The organism is uncultured Nisaea sp. (genome assembly GCF_963974195.1).
Lineage (GTDB): Bacteria > Pseudomonadota > Alphaproteobacteria > Thalassobaculales > Thalassobaculaceae > Nisaea.
The window spans coordinates 1-16477 of the sequence record NZ_CAXBDC010000025.1 but is presented as its reverse complement, the minus strand read 5'-3'; the positions used below and the strand labels follow the sequence as shown (position 1 = coordinate 16477).

Genomic DNA, 16477 nt, shown 5'->3' with positions numbered 1-16477 from the left:
GACGGAGGCAAACCCAATGACTGCATCAGGATCGCGAAAAGGAGCCGCCATATGTGCGGTTCTGGCGGCTCTGTCTCTTTCCGCCTGTGCCGGAATGGGATCGGGTGGGCCGGGCGCGCTGCCTGACGTGCCCATCCGCGACACTGTCTCCGGCGACTATCTGAACGCCCTGCATGCCTACCGGACCAGCGACCTCAGCGCCGCCGCCCAGAATTTCGCGGCTGTGCTTGAGGCCGACCCGGGCAATCCCGGGCTGATGCAACGGGCCTTCCTGGCGCAAGTCGTGGATGGCAAGACGGCCGAGGCCCTGGATCTGGCCGAAAAACTGGTCAAACTGCAGGACAGCAATGCTTTCGGGCGGCTCGCGCTTGCGCTCACGGCCCTGAAGCAGAACGATTACGACGCTGCCCGCGCGCATCTCGATGCGCTCGCGGAATCCCGGCTGACCCAGATACTGCGCCCGCTGTTGCTGGCCTGGGTCGAAGCCGGCACCGGCAATTGGGCGGCATCCGAAGCGCATCTCGACGGAATACGCAAACAGGGTGGCTTCGGCCTCCTTGCCGAGCTGCATGCGGGATATATCGCCGCGCTGAAAGGTGATTTCACAGCCCTCGACACAGCCTTCAAGGCGGCGTTGAAAGGTATGGACCGTCCCCCCGCACGTCTGCGCATCGGTGCGGCGCTGCATTACGCGAAACTCGGGCATGGTGACAGGGCCCGGGAAATCCTGGCCGATGGCGATCTCTCGGATCAAAACACGGAGGCTCTGACGGCAGCACTCGCCGCCGCGGAAGCAGGACAGCAAGCCAAGGGTCTGGTCTCAAGTGCCAGCGACGGCGTCGCGGAGGCACTCTTCGATATCGCCAGCGCGCTGCAACGGGACCGGGGCAGCGAGATTGCACTGATTTACGCCCGCTTCGCGCTCTATATGCGGCCGGACTTCCCGCTTGCCCGGCTGCTTGTGGGCGAAATTCTCGACGATCGCGGCCGGCACGGCGATGCCCTGAAGATCTATGCCGGTATCGGCCAGGACTCCATCTATCACATGATGGCCCGCCTCCGGACCGCCTCCGCATATGATGCCGAAGGCGACCGGGACAGCGCCCTTGCCGTGCTGCAGGATCTGGCCAAGACCTATCCGGACAACGGAACCGTGCTGGTCCGGCTGGCGGATACATTGCGGGCAAGTGAAGACTGGGACGCGGCGATTACGGTCTATGACAAGGCCTTCGACAAGCTCGGAGATGCCGCGGCACAGGATTGGACGCTCTATTACACACGAGGCATCGCGCTGGAGCGGGCGAAAAAATGGGAGCGGGCGGAAGCCGATTTTCTGACCGCCCTGAAGCTCGCGCCGGAACAGCCCTATGTCATGAACTATCTCGGCTATTCCTGGGTCGAACAAGGACGCAACCTGAAGGAAGCGCAGGACCTGATCGAGCGCGCCGTCCAGCAGCGCCCCGACGATGGCTATATCGTGGACAGCCTCGGCTGGGTTCTCTACCGCACCGGCCAGCACAAGGAAGCGGTTCCGCACCTTGAACGTGCCGTGCAACTCCGGCCGGGCGATGCGGTCATAAACGATCATCTCGGCGACGCCTATTGGCGGGTCGGGCGTCACCGTGAAGCGGCCTATCAATGGCGCCGCTCGCTGGAAATGGACCCGGATCCCGAACTGGCGACACAGCTCGACCGGAAACTCCGGGAAGGCATGATCCCGGGCAAAGACGAGCATTTGTCAGGCAATGGCTGAAGCAGGCTATTCCGCCACCCTGATCGCTCCCGCCAAGCTCAATCTCAGCCTCACCATTCTGGGCAAACGTCCGGACGGTTATCATGATCTGGTCAGCCTGGTCGCCTTCGCGGACCTGCATGACAGGCTGGTTGTGACACCGTCGGAAACCGGGACCGACCGCCTGTCGGCAGTCGGCCCGTTCGCCCGGAGCCTTGACCGGGACAATCTCGTTCTGCGGGCGATCTCCGCTTTTCGCAACGCGGTCGGGCCGGTGCCGCCGCTCTCAATCACATTGCACAAGGCCATACCCGTTGCCGCCGGGCTTGGCGGCGGGTCGGCCGATGCGGCGGCGATCCTGCGCCTGCTGGCCGGTGAACACGGACTTGCGGCCATGGCGCCACCCGTCCAGGCGATTGCCGCCGCACTCGGCGCCGATATTCCGGTGTGTCTGGACTCCCGCTGCCGGTATATGCGCGGCACGGGAGTTACGCTGGACCCTGAAGAGCCTGCATTTCCCCGATATCCGGCTCTGCTGGTCAATCCGGGGGTCGCGGTGCCCACCGGGGCCGTCTTCGGGGCGTTGGCCCCGGGACAGAAAGCCGTGCGGGATGCATCGGCCCCGCCCGGCCTTTCAGAAGAAATCCTTGCTGGCCGCAACGATCTTGAAGCGCCGGCCGTCTCCGTCGCTCCGGAGATCGGCCCGGTATTGACTGCATTGTCCGACCTGCCGGGTGCCATTGGCGCGCGGCTTTCCGGCAGTGGTGCCACCTGCTTCGTGCTGTTTGAAAGCGATGCAGAGCGGGACAAGGCCGCAGAACACTTCCGGCATGCCCATCCGGCGTGCTGGAGCCATGCCGGAGAACTCAAAAACTGGGATGATTCTTCTCTGCGCGGCTTTTCGCTTCAGGCTTAGGGCTTGGCCGCTTTCAGCTTCTCCAGCAAAGCCTCCGTCGCCTCGCCGTTTTCAGGGTCTCCGGCAACTTTCTCAAAATGCCGGATAGCGGCCCGGGTCTTCGGCCCCATCAACCCGTCCACCCGTCCTGAATAGAAGCCGAGGCGGGTAAGTTCCCCCTGCACCGCCGCGACCATGGCGGCCGGTGCATCAGCCGTGGCCTGCACGCCTTCCGTACCGCTGAGTTCCGGGGCAGTCTCCGCACCGGTCCCGCCACGGCCCGAGAGCATTTCAATGGCCCGCTGGTCGCCTGCATCCGCGGCCTCGGCAAACAGTTCCAGCGCCTTCTTCTTGTCCTGCGGCACACCGAGACCCTCGTCGGTCATCACGGCGAGGTTATACAGCGCCCGCGCCATGCCCTGCTTGGCCGCAGCCTGGAACCAGCGCGCCGCTTCCCCGAAATTCAGCGGAATGCCCCGGCCCTCGGCATACATCACCCCGAGATTGTACTGGGCATTCGGATGCCCCTGCTCGGCGGCAGAGTGATACCAGAGCAGGGCCCGGACATCGTCCTGCCGGACCCCTTGCCCGGTTTCATAAAGCACAGCCAGATTGTATTGCGCGCCGGGCAGGCCCTGGATCGCGGCTTCGCGCAACAGCTCCCCGGCCCGCTCGGGGTTTTGCGTGCCCGCCGAACCCGTCAGATAGGCCAGAGCAAGATCGTGCTGGGCCTTGGCATCCCCGGCATCGGCACGCTGTTCAAGAGATTGCTGCTCCGCTTTTTCCAGTCCGCTTTCAGCCGGCAAGGATGCAACCGTATCGGCCGGATCTTTCTCGCGCCGGGGCGACAATGCGGGGGCGGGCGGCGGCGCTTCCGACACTCTCGGGGCGGGTGCCGCATCCGGTACCGGCACCGGCGGCTCACTTGGCGCAGGCTCCGGAGCAACCTCGCCCGCCGCCGCTTCCCGGTTTGTCTCTGACCGGCCTTCATCGGGCGTTGACGATGTGACAGCCTCGGGCGCCGGGGGCTGAGGCTCCATTGCCGGCTGTGCTGCCTCCTGTTCGCCAGACTGTGGTGCGCCGGCCGGGGCTGAAGCCCTGTCCTGCTCCACGTTATCGGGCGCGGGCATCTCTTCATTGGCAGAGTGAGCGGGTTCAACCGGCTCCGCAGGCGGAGACGCCTCATTCCCACCAGACGGGGCGGTTTCCGGCTCCTCCGGATGATCGGAGCCAAACAGCACTGTCCGGGCCTGGTCGATCATCGGGACGGCACGGGCTGCCGCCTCGTCCCAGATATGGGCCGCCCCCTTCACAACATTATGCGCGGCAGGCTTCAGGCGGCTGTCCAGCTCATGCCGCAGCGGTCCAAGCCCGACCTGGCCCGCAAAAACATAGAGCCCGGCCGCCAGAGCAATCGCGAGCCCCGTACTTCCGAGAAGAAATCTCCGCACCCGGCGGCGGCGACGGGTGCGCATGCCCCGGGCATCTTCACCGGCCACCGCTTCCGGATCAGAGTCAAAAGCGGCCTTCTGAACCCCCCGGAATGCCATCGGAAGCTCAAGATCCGGTGCCCGCTCAGTAACCGGCGGCGGCACATCCATGACAATTTCTGCCGGCCCCAGATCTCCCGTGGGCGGCGGCGGATCAGTGTCCACCGCATCGACGGCATCAACCTCACCGGCAAGCGCCCGCAGGCGCCGGTCTATTTCCCGGGCCCGGTCCGTTTCCTCGACAGGAAGCATCGGCACGTCGAGAGTGTCGAAATCAGGAACCAGATCGTGGGACGGCGGAGGCGGTGCTTGTTCCGGCTCTGGCGGCACATTGTGGTCCGCTGAGTCGTATCGTTCCGGCTCTTCCGGCAGCTCCTCCTCCGCGTGCGGAGGCAATTCCGGCCCGAAATCGTCGTCAGCCGCATCATCCGACCCAAGCGCACCGGCATTTTCGAGCCTGCGGCCCTCCCCTAAGCGGGCCTGCCCGAAATGGTCCTGCTCGACGGAAACCATCCGTTCGGCCAGATCGAGCAGCGCAAGCCCCATCGGACGCAGAGCCCGGTCGAGCCGATTGGTCGATGCGTCCAGCTCCCGGTCGATGATGTCGAGCACGGTCTGGTCCGTAAGTCCCGGAGCCGGAGCAGATGCCGGCGTGCTGGCCGCCTGAGTTGCCGGACCTCTCGGCGCGGTTTCCGGAGCCGCCTTTTCATCGCTCCCGGCTTCACGCGGCCGCTGGCCGCCATGCACACGGATCGCATAATCGATCCATGACCCAATGGTCTGCTCATCCCGTTCAGCCGCAGCACGGGCGATATCACGGGTATCTTCCTCGATACCCTTGATGCTCCATGTCGTTGGCTTACGAACCACCGGCACTCCTCACGTTGCGCGCCTCACGTTACGGGATGCGCGGGATTACGGGAAACAGTCCAAGTAGTGGTCCTTCCCGACCCGGCTAACCTATGGCTTTCATTCAATTTATACAGTTCCGGAAGGTAGCGCTACCCACGACGGAAAAGGCGGGAAAAGAAACCACGGCCACGCCTGGAGCCCGGCAGGACGGTCTGTTCCACCCGGCCCAGCCGCTCGGACAGACGCATCACCGCGCGTTCTATCGGCGCCGTCGAGAAAGACGCATCGCCGCCTTGCGAAATCACCGCCGGTTTGGCGTCTATCCGGTCGAGTTCGGCGGTGAGGGCTTCTATCTTCTCAAGAACAGGCTCGAACCGGGCAAGCGTCTTGTCTTCGACGCTATTGATCCGCTGCTGCAAATCCCGGAGCCGGCCCTCGAGGCTCTCAACACGTTTTTCCATCGCCTCCGCCTCTTCGCGGGACAGACCGGTCTGCTGGGGAGCGGAGACAGGCACAGGCATGTGTTGAGCCTGCGGCATCGGCGCCGGATAACCAGCGTTAGCGGGTGCGTGCGGCGCGGGTATATGCGAGGCGGCAATTGCCGGGGGCGGATGCTGGGCATTGCGGAACTGCCATGGATAGCCCGCGGATGCATTGGCCACCATGCCCTTGTCGACGACCTCTTCCGCAACGCTCCATTGCCCGCGCCCGAATGCAAAGCGCGGATCGACCGATCCACTGCTGCGCCGGCGGTCTTGCGGGGAATAACGATCCTGAGGTGGACGTTCCCCGGCATGATGCTCTTGTGGGGAATATGCGGGTTGCTCTGGCGCGCGTGCCTGCTGCCGATTTTCATCCACAGGCATCCTGGCCTGTTCCGCGGCCGGCTGGTCAGGCGGCGGTGTCTCTTCGGAGGCCTGCCGGATTTGCTCGCTCAGCCAGACACCGATCGGCACGCCCGCTTTCCGGGCCGCGACCTTCGCGACCTCGCGGTCTTCCGCCGAGATACCTTTTACACTCCAAGGAGATTTACCTGACACCCGACACCCTGCCTTTATCTTGTTTCGGAGACCGGGCCACCGAACGGTACGAAAATTACCAAAGGTTACCCGGTAAGGCAAGGGTTTCCGTGTACTACTGGTAACGCGGAGGCCTTAATATGACCGACACTCCCTACCGGCCATACATCCAGCAAAAGTGCGAGCTACCAGCCATCAAGACGGCGCGGATCGGCCTGCTCGACCTGCGGCGCCGGACTGTCCTCTATTTTCTCCTCGATACGCGTCAGGCGCCGGGAGAGCCGTTCGATAATATCCTGCAACGGGCCGACCATGTGCGCGACCCGCTCTTCCGAGTCATAGATCCGAGCCCGCACGGCATCACGCACGACGTCGCCATCCATTTCCGCGGAAGCTGACAGGGAGGTCTCGCCAGATGCCGGGGCCTCATCCGGCAGAGTGCCGGCTTGCTGATCCGGGCCAACGTCCCGGATGGCGCGGCTGACCCATTCTCCGATGGTGATGCCTTGCTGGGCCGCCGCCTTTTTCGCGATTTCGCGCGCTTCGGGCGACACACCCTTCAGGCTCCACGGCAGAACTGGTTTGGACATGACGATCCTCATCCCCAAAAAGCAAAAGGATCATAGGAGTCTAGCGCCTTCGGGCCGGGATGTTAAGTAACCTGGGCCGAAGCTGTTGCATGGATTCTGATTTCTGACTATCTTCCCGCCCGATTGGGGCGTAGCCAAGCGGTAAGGCAGCGGTTTTTGGTATCGCCATGCGCAGGTTCGAATCCTGCCGCCCCAGCCATCCCAAAAAACATCCAAAACTGAACACAGCTATAGCTTCTCAAGCCAGAGGCTGGTCTCCAGCGCGCCCTGTTGCAGCGGCAGCCAGTCAAGCGCCGGCACCCCATCCCGGCCGAGCATGCGTGTGCGGGCATAGTGGCTCGAGAAAACCGGCCGGAACCCGCCTCCGCTCAGCAGAGCCGCCACCAGCAATTGCTCGTTATAGGTTCGCCACGCCCAGGCTTCCGGATAGGGGTCGGGCAGCACAATGTCATGGATGTGAACCAGCACACCCGCCGGCAAGGTCGGCAGCAGATGGTTCAGCACCAGATCGACATCGGAGCCCGGCAAGGCCAGATGGCTTGAATCCAGAAACAGCACATCGCCCGCGCCAAGCTCCGGCAGGCTGTCGCGGGGCACATCCTGGATCGTGTGCTCAAGGAAACGCACGCCGGTACCGGCAAGAGAAGCGCGCGGTACCGGATCGACACAGGTGATCCCGGTTTCAAGGCCGCCATCGCGAACGGCACGGGCCAGGAAACGGGTGCTGTGGCCCGAGCCGATCTCCAGAATGCGCGCCGGACGGCGTTCCCGCACAAGCGTGTAAGCGGCAGCCCCGTCGAGGCCCGGAAACCAGTCCTGTCGCCAGCGCGGCTCCGGCGGCTGCTGGTTGCCTATCGCCTGTAGCGCATCCCGGTAGCGGTCAATATCGGAAAGCATTCCGGAGAACGCCGGTAGCGCATCGCCACCGAAGCGCTCCTCGATCCAATCGTACCGACTACCGTGTGTGGGGACATCTGCGGCATACCGGTAGGGCAAAAAGTAACCCATTGGTTTTATGCCAAGAATCGTGCTCAGGCCGAGACGAAGCCGGCGCCATGCGTGACTTCTGTTGGTCGGGTTTTGTCTGGTCATATCAGGGGGTAATCGTCAGGCCTTCAGAGGCCGCTACGGTGCCGGGGCGGCGCTCATCGGCCTGGCGAAGGATCTCGTCCATTTTATCGTCCGTGTGGCTCGGGTCATGATGGAAAAGAACCAGCTTCCTGACCCCGGCCGCATCGGCAAGGCGGATCCCCTCCTGCCAGGTCGAGTGTCCCCAGCCGACGAATTTGGGAAATTCCTCATCCGTGTAGCAGGCATCGTAAATCATCACATCCGCATCCTGCACCAGCGCGAGGATATTCTGGTCCGGCTCGCCGGGACGATGCTCCGTGTCGGTGATATAGCAGATCGACTTGCCGCCATAATCGAAGCGATACCCGACAGCGCCCTGCGGGTGATTGAGCGGCGCTGTCCGCACGGAAATGTCCGGCGCTAAACTCAGCGTGTCACCAGCTGTAAAATCCTTGAATTCCAGCTCCGACTGAAAGATCTCCAGCGGCACCGGAAAGAGCGGAGAGGACATCAGCCGCGCAATCACCTCGCGCATGCTCGCCCGGCCTCCCAGATGCCCGGACCAGATGCGAAAGACATTGCCCTTCTTGAAGGCCGACGTGAAGAAAGGCAGGCCGCCTATATGATCGAGATGGGAGTGGGTAAACAGGATGTCCGCATCCACCGGGCCGGACTTGTCCAGCATCATGCCGAGATTCCGCAGGCCCGTTCCCGCATCGAGGATGAAAACCCGGCCACCGCAGCGGATTTCAAGACAGGCGGTGTTCCCGCCATAGCGCACGAATTCAGGCCCCGGACAGGCAATGCTTCCGCGGGCGCCCCAGATCCGGACAAAAAACTCTTCTCCCGGCGACACGGCAATCCCCAACCCATAATCCACAGCCGGATATTAAGAGCGCCAAGTCTGCATGAGCGGGGGCAGCGTGAAAAGGTTAAATCAGTACAAGCCTCTATTTGGCTCCGACCAGGATCAGGGGACCAGTCTGTACCCGCCGGGATCGGTCACAAGAATCTGTGCGTTGGACGGATCGATCTCCACCTTTTGCCGAAGCCGGTAGACATGCGTTTCAAGCGTATGCGTGGTCACGCCCGCATTATATCCCCAGACCTCGTTCAGGAGGGTCTCGCGCTTCACCATGCGCCCGCCGGTCCTGTAGAGATATTTCAGGATCGCGGTTTCCTTCTCCGTCAGCCGGACCTTCTTGTTCCGCGCCTCGTCGATCAGCAGCTTGGCACTGGGCCGAAAACTGTACGGGCCGATCGTGAAAAGCGCGTCGTCGCTCTGCTCATGCTGCCGGAGATGCGCCCGCATCCGGGCTAGCAGGACGGCGATCTTGAAGGGTTTGGTGACATAATCGTTAGCCCCGGCATCAAGACCGAGAATGGTGTCCGCATCGCCATCCTGGGCCGTCAGCATGACAACAGGCGATTTCACGCCGTTGCGCCGGATCAGCCGGCAGACATCGCGTCCATCCATGTCCGGAAGACCAACATCAAGCAGTATCAGGTCGAAATGTGCGGACTTCACCGTTTCCAGTGCAGCAGCCCCGTTTTCAACCGCGCTGACCACGAATTCCTCGTGCAGCTCAAGCTGTTCGCTGAGCGTCACCCGAAGCGCTTCGTCATCCTCGACCAACAGGACTTTCTTACCGTTCACCATCATCGACCACGACCCGTTGCTATGTACCGGTCCACACTTAAGGAGAAAGAGGGCCGAATACCAGAGGCTTAAACCGGCCCGGTTTCGACCTCTTTCCAGAAACTGATGAACCCGGCGATGCGCTTTGCCTTCCGGCCCGGCTGCGGATACGACCAGGCCGCGTCCGGGGAAACCCGGGTTTCATCGACCACATCATAGTAGACCGCTTCGCCGCGCCATGGGCAGCGCGTCCGGGTGGCGGTCTTCCGCAACAGCTCGAAACGTACGGAATCCGGGGGGAAATACACACTTCCCTCAACCGTCACGGTGTCCCGTTCGGCCGCCCGGGCAATCTCCGTCTCGCCAAATCGCGCCACCAGAACCTGATCGAACATCACTCGCGCTCCTTCAGAAAGATGGCGCCAGAATAAGCCGGAGCATCGCCAGACACAGCGGATGATGCGGATCGCCGAAGGCTTCAAGTGCGGTAAAATGATCGCGATCAGGCAAATCGATGCACTCAACCGGCTGCCGTTTCTCTCTCAAGGCCCCCGCGAGCTCGTCCCGCTGGCGCAGATATTCCGGGCCCTCGAGGCTGCCGACCGTGAGCAGATGCGGCGGCAGGCGCATTCCGGCATCCGTCGCCTCGCGCACAAGCCGGATCGGCGAGAGGGCGGCGGCATCCTTTTCCGACAGAGAGAGTACATCGTTCAAATAGCAGAGCCGGATTGGCTCCAGGTCATGCAGACCACTCACAGAACAAATACCCTTGAGGGTTCCCGCCGGAACTCCAGCCGGCCCGCCCATCAGCGCGCTGAGGTGGCCGCCAGCCGAATGGCCCGCCAGATACAGACGCCCCGGATTGCCGCCGAAGCGGCTGATATTGTCCTTTACCCAGGCAATGGCCGCACGAATATCATCGGCGATATCCGCCACCGTAACCTCCGGGCACAGACGGTAGCCGACAGAGACGAAATTGATATCCGCCGCAATGAAAGTCGGCGCCAGAAAATGCGCGATCGACTTGTCCCGCATGTGCCAATAGCCGCCGTGGATGAAAATCAGCACCGGCCCGTCCCGTTTTCCGGCGGGGAAAACATCGACGCACTGGCGCGGATGATCGCCGTAAGGCTGGTCGAGATCGGCGGAAAACTGTTTGCGCACATCGGCGCTCGCCGCCTCCCAGCGCGCTGAAACCTCAGCGCTATTGGCGACTTTCGCCCGATTGTCGTATTCACGATCAAGCCCGGCGCGGTCATAGGAATTGAAAAGAGTCATGTCCCGGTCCATTTGTGCACATCCAGCCTCACAGTGCGGGAGGCACAAAGCCGGTTCAAGGTGCTTGACCTCCAGCGCGGTCGGAAGATGATGCGGTCCATGACAGACACACTCCCCATTCAGGGTACGGGCGTGCCCACAGGCTCACCGACCCAGACCCATGTTGACCGCGCTATCTCCGAGCTGCGCCGTGGTGGGCTGATCCTGCTGCACGGCTCCGCCGAGGAAAGCGTGCTGCTGGTGCTCGCCGCCGAAATGGCAAATGAAAGCGGCCTCGGCACCATGGTCCGTCTCGCGGGCAGCCTGCCCTCGGTGATCGTCCCCAAGAACCGGGCGCGCGATATCACCGGAAACCGGGAATTGCCGCCCTATTCCAGCATGGCTCTGCCCAGAGGCGCTGACGCCGCCCTGATCCGGCAGATCGCGGACCCTCTGTTCGAGCCGGAAAAATTCGCTGCGCCCGGCCGTGGTCTGACCGTGGTCCCCGTGCGCGCGGGCCGGCTTGGACCGGCGGCGGTTCAACTCTCCAAATGGGCGCGCCTGTTGCCGTCTGTCGTCGTGGCCCGACTGACTGACGTGAAAGTCGCCGACGCCGAATCCTGGGCACATGGACAGGGCCTTCTCTCAGTCAGCGTTTCGGACACCGAAGATTACGTCGAGGAAAGCGCGCGGCGCCTCACCCGGGTCGCCGCCGCGCGCGTGCCCCTGGCGGATGCCGAAGACTCCCGCATTGTCGCCTTCCGTCCGGCGGATGGCGGGGAGGAGCACCTGGCCATCGTCGTTGGCGAGCCGGATGTCAGCCAGCCTGTTCTGGTACGCCTGCATTCCGAATGCCTGACCGGCGACCTGCTCGGCAGCCTGCGGTGCGACTGTGGCGACCAGCTGCGCGGCGCCCTCCGGGAGATTGGCAAGCAGGGGTCCGGAATTCTGCTCTATCTGGCGCAGGAAGGCCGGGATATAGGGCTGATCAACAAGCTCCGCGCCTACCAGCTGCAGGATCTCGGCAGCGATACGGTCGACGCAAATGAGCAGCTTGGTTTCGAAGCGGACGAACGGGTCTATCTGACCGCCGCCGAAATGCTGCATCAGCTCGGCGTCGAAGCTGTCAGGCTGATGACGAACAATCCGGAAAAGATTGCCCAGCTCCGGAGCTCAGGGGTCAATGTGGTCGAACGGGTGGCTCATATTTTCCCGTCCAACAGTCATAACGAAGGCTATCTCCGGACCAAAGCGACCCGTACAGGCCATCTTTTCTAGGAAAACCGGGTTTTTACAGCGCTGCCAGTCAGTGGTACGCGGCTTGCATCAAAGCGGGGCAAAGGAGCCTTCGCGATGGATGTCAGTCAAACGTCAGCGGCACAACCGGCCTGGTGGTCGCAGTCCTCCCCAAGTGGGGAACGGGACCTTAAAGAGGATATGTACGAGCCGGCGCAGGCTGCTTCCGCAGCCGATGATGGCGGCTGGGGTGCTGACGGTTTCGGTTTCGACGATTTCGTCGACATCATAAATCCGCTGCAGCACCTGCCATTTGTTTCCACCCTCTATCGGGAATTCACCGGCGACACGATTGCACCCGCGGCTCGTACCGCGGGAGGCGCGCTCTATGGCGGCCCCGCAGGTCTGGTGGCTGGCGTTGCGAACGTTATGTTCGAAGCCGAAAACGGCTCCGATATCGGCGCGACGATGGTCGCTGAACTTAAGGGAAGTGGAACCGCACCAGCAAATTCCAATACTCTCCCGGCAGAAGAGGTCTTGCTGGCTGAAGCACCACAAACTTCAGCGCCAATCCCGACTCCCGCTCCGAACAATGGCGCGATTACACCAGCTGCCCATCAACGTAGTTTCGCTGTTCCAGGCGTACAGGCCGCCAACGCGGATGCCGCCATGACACCTGAAGCCATGGTAGCCTATGCCCGGGCAAGCGCGCTTACAGCCCCGACGCCAGGCAGCGGCTCCGTTGACTGGACCAGCGGTGTGATCACGCAACCCGCTGCGGAGTCCGTCACCGGCATGCAAGCGGTTTCCGGAGGAGGCCTCGATGCCCTGATCCGCAGCAGCCAGGAGAAAACAGCGACACGGCGGCGTGGTCCGGCCTTGCCGTCCCTGGTGCAGCCGGGCTTGAAAACCCGTGGCGCTCAAGCACCGGCAAGCGAGCAGGCTCTGCCTGTCGATCCGTCTCAGCGCGCTGGATTGGCGGATTGGATGATGAAGGCGCTCGATAAATATGGAACCATGAAAGTCAGCGGTAGCGGCGTCGGGTAAACTTATTCAGACGCCACTTTCCAGCGTCTGATCAGGAGTGCCCTCTTTGGATCTCATTCTCCGCCGTGAGCAAAACGGCTCCCATAGCATCGTGCTGTATGACCGGGCTCTGACCTGCGCTATCGGCAAAGGCGGCATCCATGAAGACAAGCGCGAGGGAGATGGCGCGACACCAGTCGGGCGCTTCCCCTTCCGCCGAATCTTCTACCGGGCAGATCGTCTAGAACCTATTCCGGGATGCCCCGACGCGATCCCGATTGAAGCGGATCATGGCTGGAGCGACGATCCGGCCGATCCGGAGCATTACAACCAGCTGGTCAAACTTCCCTACCCGCACTCTCATGAGCGCCTGATGCGTCAGGACACGGTCTACGATGTGGTTGTGGAACTCGGCTACAACGACGCACCGCCGGTTCCGGGCCGGGGCAGCGCGATATTCATGCATGTGGCGCGCCCGGGTTATACCGGAACCGAAGGCTGCATCGCATTGGCCCTTCCGGACCTGCTGAAGATCCTGGAACAGACCGGCGGCAGCGGCACCGTTGTTGTACCGGCGGAACTTGCGAACAAAACCGGGCCGTCTTAACCGGCGGGTTTCAGCCTGTCGCCAAAGATGGCCGTGCCGACACGCACATGGGTCGCCCCGAATTCGATCGCGATCTCATAGTCCCCGCTCATGCCCATGCTCAGCTTTTCAAGGCCGTGCCGCCGGGCAATTTCCCGCAGCAGGGCGAAATGCAGCGCCGGCTCGTCATCCGCCGGAGGAATGCACATCAGGCCAACAACATTCAGGCCATGCTCGTTCCGGCACACCTCGATGAACGCATCCGCATCACCCGGCAGGACGCCTGCTTTCTGGTCCTCCTCGCCTGTATTGACCTGAACGAAACACTCCAGCATCCGGCCCTGCTTTTTCATCTCCGCAGCCAGAACCCGGGCCAGCTTGGGCCGGTCAACCGTCTCGATCACATCGAAGAGCGCGATGGCATCCGCTGCCTTGTTGGTCTGCAGCGGGCCGATCAGATGCAACGTCACATCGGGATAGCGGGCCTTCAGCTCCAGCCACTTTCCCTGCGCCTCCTGCACCCGGTTCTCGCCGAAAATGCGCTGCCCTTCGGCGAGGGCCGCCTCGACCTTCTGCACCGGTTGCACCTTGCCGACCGCGACCAGCGTGACCTCTCCCGGCGCCCGGCCGGCCACCTTCTCCGCGGCCTCGATCTGTGCCTTCACAGCCCGGAGGTTGGCCCCGACATCAACCGTCGCGCCCGCCTCAGCCATTTGCCGTTCCATTGCTCTCGTCCTCATATCCAAAGGCTTTTATTTCCGGCCCTAGTTCCTTTGCCGCCACAGCCATTACCTCACCGTACCGCTTCCACCGCGCCACGGCATGACCGTAGAGCGGCTGGGTCACCTGGGCATAGCTCGGTGTCGCTATATAGCCGCGCTGGCGCGCATGCTCATGGAAGTCCATCACGCGCTCATCCCAATCAAGGCCGAGAAAATCGAGAACCGGCTCCGCCGCCCCGCGCAGATCGCGGGTCATGTCCTCGTACTTCACCGTAACGAAGGCGGGCTTCAAGTGCGTCACATATCGCTGCCAGAGCGCGAACACCTCGCGATAAAAGCGGATCGTATCGGACAACGAGCAGAAGACCGCCATTGAATGGTTAAGACTGAAATTCTGCATCAGGCAACTGAGGCAGACATCGCAGGGGTGTCGCAGCGCCAAGATGAATCGCGCCCGGGGGAAGATTTTCATAATCAGGCCAGCATGCACAATGTTGAGCGGCATCTTGTCGACATAGATCGCCCCGTCGGACGGCACAAGAAACCGGTTCCGCTCCGCGAAGTAGGCAGCCCGCATTTCTGCTCGCACCGTCTCCGGCAGAGCTTCCAGCGCCCCGGGATAACCCGCCAATTCTCCAAGTCGTGCCGCCAGGCCAGTGATCAGCGGACGCTCTTCCAGCACCTCAACAGCGGGATGAGCATCAAGAACCTGATCGAGCAATGTCGTGCCGGAGCGGGGGAACCCTATCAGGAACACAGGATCTGCTTCACCAGCCTCTGGCTGCGGCGCCCGGGCAGCCCATGCCGGAGCGTGCTCGAAAGCCGCGCTGAGAGCGGCGACTTCAGCGAATGCCCGCTTCGGGTCGGCGAGCCCGCCGCGAAACTGTTGGAGTTGGGTCCGGTTCGCGGTCTCAAACCAGGAAAAGGCACCGGCGTGATCGCCGAGGGAGTCGAGAGCCTGCGCCAACTCGAACCCAAGCCGGTGCGTGTCGGGACCGGCCATGGCCCCTTCCAGAGCTTTACGCAGCCCGGCTGCGGCTTCGTCAAACCGTTTCAGACGCCGCAGGGCCCTGCCCTGCAATGCTGCCAGATAATGATCGGACGGGAACAGGTAGAGGCCCAGGCGCGCGAGCAAAAGTGCCTTCTCCAGATCCGATATCCGGTCATGCAGTTCAGCCAGCATCGTATAGGACGCGCCCTGTGCCGGATCGAGCAAAAGGGCGCGGGTTGCCAGACGCACCGCCTGCTCCGCATTTCCGGTATCGCGGGCAAAAATCGCCTGAGCACGCAAGGCCCGCGGATCGGTACTGCCCTGCTTGGCGATCCCGTCGAACAAAGACTTGGCGTCATCAAACCGGCCGGTCGCAAGATAGAGGCTGGCGAGGTTGCTCCGGATCTCTATTCCGCCATCCTGCTTAGCCGCGCGCTCCAGCATGGCGACAGCGCGCCGAAGGTCACCCATGCCCCGGTAGATCAAGGCAAGGTTATTCAGCACCGTTGGGTCCTCTCCCTGACGCAACGCCACTTCTAATGCAGTCACAGCCTCTTCGTCGCGGCCCGCTTCCAGCAATGCTGTGCCGTAGAGTTTCTGCACTGCCGGGCTTGTGCCAAAACGACTGGTAAGCGGATCGAGAAGACTGAGGGCATCGCGAGGTTTCCCGCGATGCAAATGAACCTGAGCCAGATTTACAGCCACATGTAGCTCGCCAGGTGCCAGGGCGCGGGCTTTCTCCAACGCTTTCACTGCCCGATCGAAATCACCGCCCGAGGCTTCAAGCATGCCGGCCATATAAAAAGGCCGCCAGTCCTTGCCTGCTTTCCGGAGGATGCGGGCATAACGCTCCCGCGCCTCGCGCCAGCGCCCGGTGGCCGCGAGCTTCTGAACCTGCTCGAAATCAGGTGGTGGAGCGGACATGGGCTTCAGGACCGCTGGGTTCAGACACGGGGAACTCCGGACTTTGTAACGTAGCCAAGTTCCAGGAGCAGATCATAGTGACGATCGGTCAGGCGCTTGACGTGATCCTCGTTCAATATCTTGCGATACCCGCCAACGCCGCCGGATCGAAAGAATTTTTGCGACTGGTGCACCCGCTCGCGAAAGCCTTTTTGGTTTTCCTGGCTGGAAACCACGGAAAAGCTGCTGTTCTTGATCGCCCGCTTCAGCCGCTGGGGGTTTTTCGGCACCCCAAGATAACGCATGAATGAGCCAAAAGCCTTCATTGGGCTTTTCACCATGTCCTCGTATTTCAGTGTCAGCGGATTGAAATTCTCCACCGCGTGCCAGCTGCGGTAATGGTCTGTCCAGGTGCCCAGGACCTGAAAGACCGCCGCCGGACTGGTCCGCGTGGTCTGCAGTCCCGAG

16 protein-coding genes and 1 tRNA gene are annotated in these 16477 nt (G+C 62.5%); 6 read left to right on the top strand and 11 right to left on the bottom strand.

Annotation, left to right across the window (positions count from 1 at the left end; translation table 11 throughout):
• The first annotated feature begins 16 nt into the window (after nucleotides 1-16).
• The gene (locus tag AAC126_RS07760) at nucleotides 17-1753 is read left to right on the top strand and encodes a tetratricopeptide repeat protein (protein ID WP_339851819.1); all 1737 of its coding nucleotides are present in this window, start codon (nucleotides 17-19) and stop codon (nucleotides 1751-1753) included.
• Nucleotides 1746-2648: a 4-(cytidine 5'-diphospho)-2-C-methyl-D-erythritol kinase gene (locus AAC126_RS07755; protein ID WP_339851817.1), complete on the top strand. Its 903-nt coding sequence runs from the start codon at nucleotides 1746-1748 to the stop codon at nucleotides 2646-2648. Before AAC126_RS07760 ends, AAC126_RS07755 begins: the two co-directional genes overlap by 8 nt.
• Here the strand turns inward: AAC126_RS07755 and AAC126_RS07750 are convergent.
• The 3 genes from AAC126_RS07750 to AAC126_RS07740 form a co-directional block, all read right to left on the bottom strand.
• Nucleotides 2645-4987 (bottom strand): peptidoglycan-binding protein, encoded by a 2343-nt coding sequence (locus AAC126_RS07750; RefSeq protein ID WP_339851815.1) that lies wholly within the window; start codon nucleotides 4985-4987, stop codon nucleotides 2645-2647. The genes AAC126_RS07755 and AAC126_RS07750 overlap by 4 nt on opposite strands.
• A gap of 131 nt (nucleotides 4988-5118) precedes the next feature.
• Entirely contained in the window at nucleotides 5119-6009 is an 891-nt protein-coding gene (locus AAC126_RS07745; protein WP_339851813.1) for a hypothetical protein, read from the bottom strand.
• Nucleotides 6010-6173: 164 nt separating this feature from the next.
• Nucleotides 6174-6578, bottom strand: a complete 405-nt coding sequence (locus AAC126_RS07740; protein ID WP_339851810.1) for a hypothetical protein — start codon at nucleotides 6576-6578, stop codon at nucleotides 6174-6176.
• 124 nt (nucleotides 6579-6702) lie between these two features.
• Here AAC126_RS07740 and AAC126_RS07735 point away from each other — a divergent pair.
• Nucleotides 6703-6777, top strand: a tRNA-Gln gene (locus AAC126_RS07735).
• Between the two features lie 29 nt (nucleotides 6778-6806).
• On the opposite strand, the gene AAC126_RS07730 is transcribed toward AAC126_RS07735, so the two are convergent.
• From AAC126_RS07730 to AAC126_RS07710, 5 genes are all read right to left on the bottom strand, one after another.
• Complete coding sequence (locus AAC126_RS07730) at nucleotides 6807-7586, bottom strand: class I SAM-dependent methyltransferase (RefSeq protein ID WP_339851808.1); 780 nt, start codon at nucleotides 7584-7586, stop codon at nucleotides 6807-6809.
• Between the two features lie 85 nt (nucleotides 7587-7671).
• Entirely contained in the window at nucleotides 7672-8505 is an 834-nt protein-coding gene (locus AAC126_RS07725; protein ID WP_339851806.1) for an MBL fold metallo-hydrolase, read from the bottom strand.
• A gap of 114 nt (nucleotides 8506-8619) precedes the next feature.
• Nucleotides 8620-9309, bottom strand: coding sequence for a response regulator transcription factor (locus tag AAC126_RS07720; RefSeq protein ID WP_339851879.1), 690 nt, complete (start codon nucleotides 9307-9309; stop codon nucleotides 8620-8622).
• A 68-nt stretch (nucleotides 9310-9377) separates the two neighbouring features.
• Nucleotides 9378-9683 (bottom strand): DUF427 domain-containing protein, encoded by a 306-nt coding sequence (locus AAC126_RS07715; RefSeq protein ID WP_339851805.1) that lies wholly within the window; start codon nucleotides 9681-9683, stop codon nucleotides 9378-9380.
• 13 nt (nucleotides 9684-9696) lie between these two features.
• A complete protein-coding gene (locus tag AAC126_RS07710; protein WP_339851803.1) occupies nucleotides 9697-10566 on the bottom strand; it encodes an alpha/beta hydrolase in 870 nt (289 codons plus the stop codon).
• A 99-nt stretch (nucleotides 10567-10665) separates the two neighbouring features.
• Between AAC126_RS07710 and ribA the strand changes: the two genes are divergently transcribed.
• The 3 genes from ribA to AAC126_RS07695 all read left to right on the top strand — a co-directional run bounded on the left by ribA (nucleotide 10666) and on the right by AAC126_RS07695 (nucleotide 13414).
• Nucleotides 10666-11823, top strand: coding sequence for a GTP cyclohydrolase II (gene ribA, locus AAC126_RS07705; protein ID WP_339851801.1), 1158 nt, complete (start codon nucleotides 10666-10668; stop codon nucleotides 11821-11823).
• A gap of 75 nt (nucleotides 11824-11898) precedes the next feature.
• A complete protein-coding gene (locus tag AAC126_RS07700) occupies nucleotides 11899-12828 on the top strand; it encodes a hypothetical protein (protein ID WP_339851798.1) in 930 nt (309 codons plus the stop codon).
• Nucleotides 12829-12874: 46 nt separating this feature from the next.
• Nucleotides 12875-13414: a L,D-transpeptidase family protein gene (locus tag AAC126_RS07695; RefSeq protein WP_339851796.1), complete on the top strand. Its 540-nt coding sequence runs from the start codon at nucleotides 12875-12877 to the stop codon at nucleotides 13412-13414.
• On the opposite strand, the gene AAC126_RS07690 is transcribed toward AAC126_RS07695, so the two are convergent.
• From AAC126_RS07690 to AAC126_RS07680, 3 genes are all read right to left on the bottom strand, one after another.
• Complete coding sequence (locus AAC126_RS07690) at nucleotides 13411-14106, bottom strand: YggS family pyridoxal phosphate-dependent enzyme (protein WP_339851794.1); 696 nt, start codon at nucleotides 14104-14106, stop codon at nucleotides 13411-13413. The two genes, AAC126_RS07695 and AAC126_RS07690, sit on opposite strands and share 4 nt — an antisense overlap.
• Nucleotides 14099-16030, bottom strand: coding sequence for a sulfotransferase (locus AAC126_RS07685; RefSeq protein ID WP_339851792.1), 1932 nt, complete (start codon nucleotides 16028-16030; stop codon nucleotides 14099-14101). The genes AAC126_RS07690 and AAC126_RS07685 overlap by 8 nt, the downstream gene beginning before the upstream one ends.
• Before the next feature lie 20 nt (nucleotides 16031-16050).
• Nucleotides 16051-16477, bottom strand: a 427-nt coding sequence (locus tag AAC126_RS07680; RefSeq protein WP_339851789.1) for a sulfotransferase domain-containing protein, incomplete at its 5' end; no start/stop codon positions are given.